Annotated in this window: 7 protein-coding genes; 1 reads left to right on the top strand and 6 read right to left on the bottom strand. The window is 65.0% G+C overall.

All coding sequences use genetic code 11. The annotated features are described in order from the left end of the window. Positions 1-359: class II aldolase/adducin family protein (locus tag VGC77_RS05645; protein WP_331170593.1), on the top strand; the 359-nt coding region annotated here is incomplete at its 5' end. A 223-nt stretch (positions 360-582) separates the two neighbouring features. Here the strand turns inward: VGC77_RS05645 and VGC77_RS05640 are convergent. From VGC77_RS05640 to VGC77_RS05615, 6 genes are all read right to left on the bottom strand, one after another. After that, positions 583-1,287, bottom strand: coding sequence for an ABC transporter ATP-binding protein (locus VGC77_RS05640; protein ID WP_331170592.1), 705 nt, complete (start codon positions 1,285-1,287; stop codon positions 583-585). Continuing rightward, the gene (locus VGC77_RS05635; protein WP_331170591.1) at positions 1,271-2,002 is read right to left on the bottom strand and encodes an ABC transporter ATP-binding protein; all 732 of its coding nucleotides are present in this window, start codon (positions 2,000-2,002) and stop codon (positions 1,271-1,273) included. The genes VGC77_RS05640 and VGC77_RS05635 overlap by 17 nt, the downstream gene beginning before the upstream one ends. Next, complete coding sequence (locus VGC77_RS05630; RefSeq protein WP_331170590.1) at positions 1,999-2,979, bottom strand: branched-chain amino acid ABC transporter permease; 981 nt, start codon at positions 2,977-2,979, stop codon at positions 1,999-2,001. The genes VGC77_RS05635 and VGC77_RS05630 overlap by 4 nt, the downstream gene beginning before the upstream one ends. After that, positions 2,979-3,857, bottom strand: a complete 879-nt coding sequence (locus VGC77_RS05625; protein WP_331170589.1) for a branched-chain amino acid ABC transporter permease — start codon at positions 3,855-3,857, stop codon at positions 2,979-2,981. The genes VGC77_RS05630 and VGC77_RS05625 overlap by 1 nt, the downstream gene beginning before the upstream one ends. 435 nt (positions 3,858-4,292) lie before the next feature. Further along, on the bottom strand, positions 4,293-5,537 hold the full coding sequence (locus VGC77_RS05620; RefSeq protein ID WP_331170588.1) for an ABC transporter substrate-binding protein: 1,245 nt from the start codon (positions 5,535-5,537) through the stop codon (positions 4,293-4,295). A gap of 57 nt (positions 5,538-5,594) precedes the next feature. Further along, complete coding sequence (locus VGC77_RS05615; RefSeq protein ID WP_331170587.1) at positions 5,595-6,410, bottom strand: putative hydro-lyase; 816 nt, start codon at positions 6,408-6,410, stop codon at positions 5,595-5,597. Between the last annotated feature and the right edge of the window lie 79 nt (positions 6,411-6,489).

Genomic DNA, 6,489 nt, shown 5'->3' with positions numbered 1-6,489 from the left:
CGCTGTCGATGTTGCCGGAGATCGACCCGCGCGCCGCGCTGCCGCCGCTGACCGCCTACTCGGTGATGAAGTGCGGCTGCGTTGCGCTGCTGCCGTATTATCGGCCGGGCGATCCCGCGGTCGCCGACGCCATCAAAGGGCTCGCCGGTCGCTACTCATCGGTGCTGCTGGCCAATCACGGCCCGGTGGTTGCCGGCGATCATCTCGAGGCCGCCGCGTTCGCGATCGAGGAGCTGGAGGAGAGCGCGAAACTCTATCTGCTGCTGCGCGGGCTGAACCCGCGGTTGCTCTCGCCGGCGCAAGTGCAGGATCTGGTCGCGACGTTCGGCCTGACGCTGCCGGAGCACGATGCTGAATAGCACAGCGCCGTCATCCTCAGGTGCGAAGCCGCCGTTGCGGCGAGCCTCGAAGGATGACGAGACAAGGACTCGCGGCGCATCCTTCGAGACGCCCGGCTACGCTCTGCGAGCTACGCCGAGCTCCTCAGGATGACGGTGCTGTGCCGGGCAACGCCCGAGACGCCCGCTGCGCGCTACGCCGGGCTCCTCAGGATGACGGCTGCGTGCTGAGCAACGCCCGCGCCTACAGCCCCAAATACGCTTTCCGCACGTCGGGATTGTCCATCAATTCGCCGGCCGAGCCCTGCATCAAGACGCGGCCGGTCTGCAGGATGTAGGCGCGGTCGGCGATCTCCAGGCATTCCGCCATGCGCTGCTCGACGATCAAGACGGTCATGCCGGCGTCGCGGATCTTCTTCACCGCCTGGAAGATCTCGCTGACCAGTTTCGGCATGATGCCCTGCGACGGCTCGTCGAGCATTAAGAGGCGAGGCCGGGTCATCAACGCGCGGCCGATCGCCAGCATCTGCTGCTCGCCGCCGGAAAGCGTCTCGGCGCGTTGCTCGAGCCGCTCAGAGAGCCGCGGAAACAGTTCGAACACCAGCTTGAGCGGGGCGTCGCGATCCGCCTCGTGGCGGAACATGTAGCTGCCGAGCCGCAGGTTATCGTGCACCGACAGCCGCGGAAACAGCCGGCGGTTCTCCGGCACATAGGCGATGCCGCGCGCGGTGATGATATGCTGCTGCAAGCCGTCGATGCGTTGGCCGTCGAACGTCACGGAGCCGGAGCGCGGCCGCTCGGCGCCGGCGATCGATTTCACCAGCGTCGACTTGCCGGCGCCGTTGGCGCCCGCCACCAGCACGATCTCGCCCTTGGCGATCTCGATGGAGACCTCGGAAATTGCGACCAGCCCCTGATAGGCGGTGGTGACCTCATGCACCGACAGCATGACGATCTCCCAAATAGGCGCTGATGACTTTCGGATCGCGAACGATATCGGCCGGCTTGCCTTCGACCAACACCTTGCCGAGATCGAGCACGATGGCGCGATCGACCAGCGGCATTACGATTTCCATGACATGTTCCACCATCAACACGGTGACGCCGGTGTCGCGCGCCCGGCGCACCAGTTCGACGCCGGTCTGCGCTTCGACCGGCGTCAAGCCGGTCAGCACTTCGTCGAGCAACAGCAATTTCGGTTCGGTGGCGAGCGCGCGGGCGACCTCCAGCCGTCGCTTCTCCGAAGGAATAAGCTCGCTGGCCAGCACATTGGCGCGCGCCGCAAGCCCGGCGAATTCCAGCACCTCATAGGCCTTGCGCCGCGCCTCGCGCATCACCGTGGTGCGGATCAAGGCGCCGACGATGACGTTGTCGATCACCGTCATGGTCTCGAAGCTCTTGACCACCTGGAAGGTGCGGCCGATGCCGCGCTGGCAACGCTGCGCCGCCGGCAATCTGGTGACGTCCTCGCCGTTGAACAGGATCGAGCCTTGGGTCGGCGGCAGCACCCCGGCGATCAGGTTGAACAGCGTGGATTTGCCGGCGCCGTTCGGTCCGATCAGCCCGACGATCTCGCCGGGCTCGACCGCGATCGAGATGTCGGAATTGGCGATCAGGCCGCCGAAGCGTTGCCAAACGCCCTTGGTTTCCAGGAGTGCGGTCATCGGCTGGCTCCCTTGCGCTTGCGCGAGAACAATCCGATCAGCCCTTCCGGCCGCGCCAGCGCGATCAGCACGATCAGGCTGCCATAGACGATCAGGTCGACGCCGCGGCCGGAGCCGCCGATGAAGGAGCGGGTCAGTTCGGTGAGCGGGATCAGGATCACCGCGCCGAGCACCGGCCCCCACAGCGTGCCGATGCCGCCCAGCACCGCCGGCAGCGCCATCAACAGCGAGAAGTGGAAGCTCATCACGCTTTCCGGATCGATGTAGGAGACGAACTGGGCGTAGAAGCTGCCGCCGACCGCGGTGAGGAACGCCGACACCGCCGCGGCGCCCATCTTGGAATTGAACACCACCACGCCGAGGCTTTCGGCGGCGTCGGGATTGTCCTTCACCGCGCGCCACCAGTAGCCCCATTTGGAATCCTGCAGCCAGAAGGTGACCAGCCAGGCGACGACGCAGAACCCCAGCGCGAAGTAGAAGTAGGGCAGTTTGCTGCGGGTGAACTGGAAGGTCAGCCAGGAATCCTTGCGCACCGGAATGTCGATGCCGAGCGCGGCGCCGGCCCAGTCCCAGTTCAGGAACAAAAGATAGGCGATCTCGGCGATCACGATGGTGGCGATGACGAAGTAGTGCCCACGCAGCCGGAAGCAGGGATAGCCCAGCGCCATCGCGATCACCGCCGAGATTAGCCCGCCGCCGATCATGCCGAACCACGGCAGCACGCCGAATTTGGAGAACAGCAGCGCGGTGGTGTAGGCGCCGAGCCCGAAATACAGCGCGTGGCCGAGCGAGATCTGGCCGCAATAGCCGCCGAGGATGTTCCAGCTCTGCGACAATGCTGCATACATCAGCGTCAGGATCATGATGTTCTGGACGTAGACGTCCTTGACCAGCAGCGGCACCAGCGCGGCGACCGCGGTGAAACAGGCGGCGAGCAGCAGGTCGCGACGTCGGCGTTGGGCGAAGCTGTTGTCCATCAGATCGATCCGAACAGGCCGCGCGGCCGAATGAACACCACCAGGAGGTACACCGCATAGATGCCGACCGATTTCAGCGACGGCGGCAGGATTAGCGCGGTGGAGGCCTCGACGAGACCGACGATGATGCCGCCGGCGAAGGCGCCGAACACGCTGCCGAAGCCGCCGAGCGCCACCGTGACATAGGCGATCAGCGCGAACGAGGCGCCGACGTCGGGGTAGATGTAGAAGAACATCGCCATGATCGCGCCGGCAAGCCCGACCAGCGCCGCGCCGAGGCCCCAGCCCAGCGCGAACACCCGGTTCTTGTCGATGCCGACCAGCGCCACCGCACCGGCGTCCTCGCGGGTCGCCTCCAGCGCGCGGCCGAAATCGGTCTTCTTGATAAAGAAGAACAGCGCGGTGAAGGCCAGGATCGAGACCAAGGCTCCGACCAGCTGCGGCACCGGCAGGAACACGCCGCCGAACGAGATGGTCTGACCGCCGAGCCAGGAATGCGGAATGCTGCGATAATCCGGCGTGAAGAAGAACTGGGCGAGGCCGCGCATCACGATGGCGAGGCCGAAGGTGGCGAAGATCTGCACCATGCCGATATTGGCTTTGGCGCGCATCGCAAAGCGCACCACCAACAGATAGACCACCGCGCCGAACACGAACAATGCCGCCGCGACCAACGGCGCGGCAAGCAGGGGGTCGATCGCGAAAAACGCGAACAGGAAGAAGGTGACGTACATGGCGATCATCAGGAATTCGCCATGGGCGAAGTTCACCACGTCCATCAGCCCGAAGATCAGCGCGAGACCCGCGGCGATCAGGCCGTAGAGCAGGCCCATCAACAGGCCGCTGGCGAGCGATTGGATGATGGTGGCGGTGGTCAAAGGCTTTGCTCCAGGAAAAACGCCGTCATCCTGAGGTGCGCGCGCTTTCTTGCGCGCCTCGAAGGATGACCGCAACTCGTCTCCGCGCATCCTTCGAGGCTCGCCGCAAGTGCGGCGAGCGCCTCAGGATGACGCGGCGCTGGTCCGCCCCCCGTGGGGCCGATCGGCGGGGATGAGCCGTTCGCTGCAGATTTCAACGTCGACGTTGATCGGAGCGGCGCGGCCTGCGCTCTCTCGCCCCGCTTGCGGGGAGAGGGTGGCGCGACAAGCGCAGCTTGTCGCGCCGGGTGAGGGGGCGCCTCGTTGTGTCGAGGCGCCCCCTCACCCGACCCGGCTCCGCTGGCGCTGCGCCGGGTCGACCTCTCCCCGCAAGCGGGGAGAGGTGAAGTCGGTGCGCGCAGTGAGCGTTCGGCCGCAACTTGTCGCATCAGGTGGTTACTTCATCGGCCAGATGGCTTCGGCCACCGCGGCCTGCGGCGGCGCCACGGTGACGAACTTGCCGCCGTTATATTGCAGCAGCACCGGGTCGGCGAAGTTGTTCTGGCCCATCTCGTCGAATTTGACGCGGCTCCACGGCATGATGGTCTGCTCGCCCGGCATGTCGGTGGCGACCAGCGCGTCGCGGATCTTCTCGCCATCGGTGGATTTGGCGCGGTTGATGGCGTCGGCCATCACGATCAGCCCCATGAACTGCCGCGACGAATAGTCGTTGAAGTCCTTGCCGGAGCGCTGCTTGTACAGCTCGTTGATCGCGCCGACCATCGGCCGCTTGGCGGCCAGATCCAGCGAGAACGAGCCGCGCGAGATCACGCCGGGGATCTTGTCGCCGACCGCGTCGTACAGCGCCTTTTCGGAGAAGCCGGCGTCCTGCGCCACGATGTTCTTGGCCTTGTAGCCGAGCTCGCCCATGGTCTTGATCAAGAGAATGCCGTCGGTGGTGTAGCTCGACGGCATCAGCACGTCGGCGTCGGCGGCCTTGAGCTGCTGCACCTCGGCGGTCAGCGACGGCGAATTGGCGCGATACTTGATGTCGGCGACCACCTTGTAGCCGCGCTCGGCGGCAAGCTTGAGCTGGGCGCTGGCGCTGTCGGTGCCGAAGATGGTGTCCTCGTGGAACAAGGCCAGGGTCTCGATCTTCTGGCCCTTCTTCTTCTGCGCGTCGAAGAAGTCGAACATCGCGGTGGAAAACATCTCGTCGTGCGGGGCGGCGCGGAAGTAGAATTTCAGGCCGCGGCGATGCAGGCTGGGCGAGGAGTTGTCGGCGGAAATGAACGGGATCTGATAGCGCTCGCAGATCTGGCTGACGGTGACGGCGACCGAACTCTGATAGGTGCCGACGATGGCGCAGACCTTCTCCTGGGTGATCAGCCGCTCAGCTTCGGCGCGGCCCTTTTGCGGGTCGGCCTGATGGTCGGCGAACACCAGCCGCACCTTGGCGCCGCCGAGCCCGGGCAGGCCGATGTCGCGGGCCAGCGGCAGATCGAAATCGTGCTTGGTGTTGATCAGGTCGGCGGCGGTCTCGAACGCCTTCTGGGCGTCGACGCCGATCTGCGCCGAGGCGCCCGACAACGGATAGATCACGCCGATCACCACTTCGGGCGTCTGCGCCCGCGCCGCCAGCGGCAGCAAAGCGACGGAGGCGGCGCCTCCCAGCAAGACGTTACGGCGATTGATAATCATGATGTGATCCTTTTTGCCGGCGATAGCGTTGAGATACTTCGAACGAGAGGGAAAGCCTCAAAGAACGGCAAGCTGCTTATTCTTGAGGTCGGTGACAAGCATCAATCCGGGCGAATGGGTGATCGCGAACGGCAGCCGTGCCGCGGCGATTACCGCTTGCGGGGTGACGCCGCAGGCCCAGAATACGGGAATTTCGTCGTCCTTGATCGGCACCGGGTCACCGTAGTCCGGTTTGGCGATGTCTTTGATGCCGATCGACTGCGGCAGCCCGAGATGCACCGGGGCGCCGTGCACCGAGGGAAACCGCGAGGTGATCTGCACCGCGCGGATCGCGTCCTTGGGCGTCAGCGGTCGCATCGACACCACCATGGGACCTGCGAACGGCCCGGCCGGCGCGCAGCCGATGTTGGTGCGATACATCGGCACCCGGACGCCGAGTTCGATGTGGCGGATCGGCAGCTCGTCGGCCATCAAGGCTTCCTCGAAGGAAAACGAGCAGCCGATCACGAAGGCGACCAGATCGTCGCGCCAATGCGCCATGATGTCGGTCGGCTCGTCGACCATTTCGCCGTCGCGCCACACCCGATAGCGCGGTAGGTCGGTGCGGATGTCGAGGTCGAGGCCGAGCGATGGAATTTTCGGGTCGCCGACCTCGGACATGCCGATAATCGGACATGGTTTCGGGTTGAGCTGGCAAAATCGGTGAAACGCCGCGGCCAGCTTTTCCGGTAGGATGGCCAGATTGCCCTGCACGTAACCCGGGGCAAGTCCTGCGGTTTGCTCGGCATTTCCCGCCCGGCAGGCAAGCCGGGCGTCGAGCGATGGCAACGTCGGGGCCGCACCGGGAACACGCGGTGCCGTCAAAACGGTCATGTAACGATCCTGCCTATTATCTCGACAGCAATGGAGCCTAGGCCTACTATAAAGTCTAATCTTCTCTTATGATCAATGT

Source organism: Rhodopseudomonas sp., from assembly GCF_036404135.1.
Lineage (GTDB): Bacteria > Pseudomonadota > Alphaproteobacteria > Rhizobiales > Xanthobacteraceae > Rhodopseudomonas_A.
Note: the sequence above shows the minus strand (reverse complement) of the source record. Positions and strands in the feature narration are given on the sequence as shown.

Excerpts from the sequence above, each read along its gene's own strand:
- VGC77_RS05620 (WP_331170588.1), bottom strand. The coding sequence starts at position 5,537 with ATGATTATCAATCGCCGTAACGTCTTGCTGGGAGGCGCCGCCTCCGTC.
- VGC77_RS05635 (WP_331170591.1), bottom strand. The coding sequence starts at position 2,002 with ATGACCGCACTCCTGGAAACCAAGGGCGTTTGGCAACGCTTCGGCGGC.
- VGC77_RS05640 (WP_331170592.1), bottom strand. The coding sequence starts at position 1,287 with ATGCTGTCGGTGCATGAGGTCACCACCGCCTATCAGGGGCTGGTCGCA.
- VGC77_RS05615 (WP_331170587.1), bottom strand. The coding sequence starts at position 6,410 with ATGACCGTTTTGACGGCACCGCGTGTTCCCGGTGCGGCCCCGACGTTG.
- VGC77_RS05630 (WP_331170590.1), bottom strand. The coding sequence starts at position 2,979 with ATGGACAACAGCTTCGCCCAACGCCGACGTCGCGACCTGCTGCTCGCC.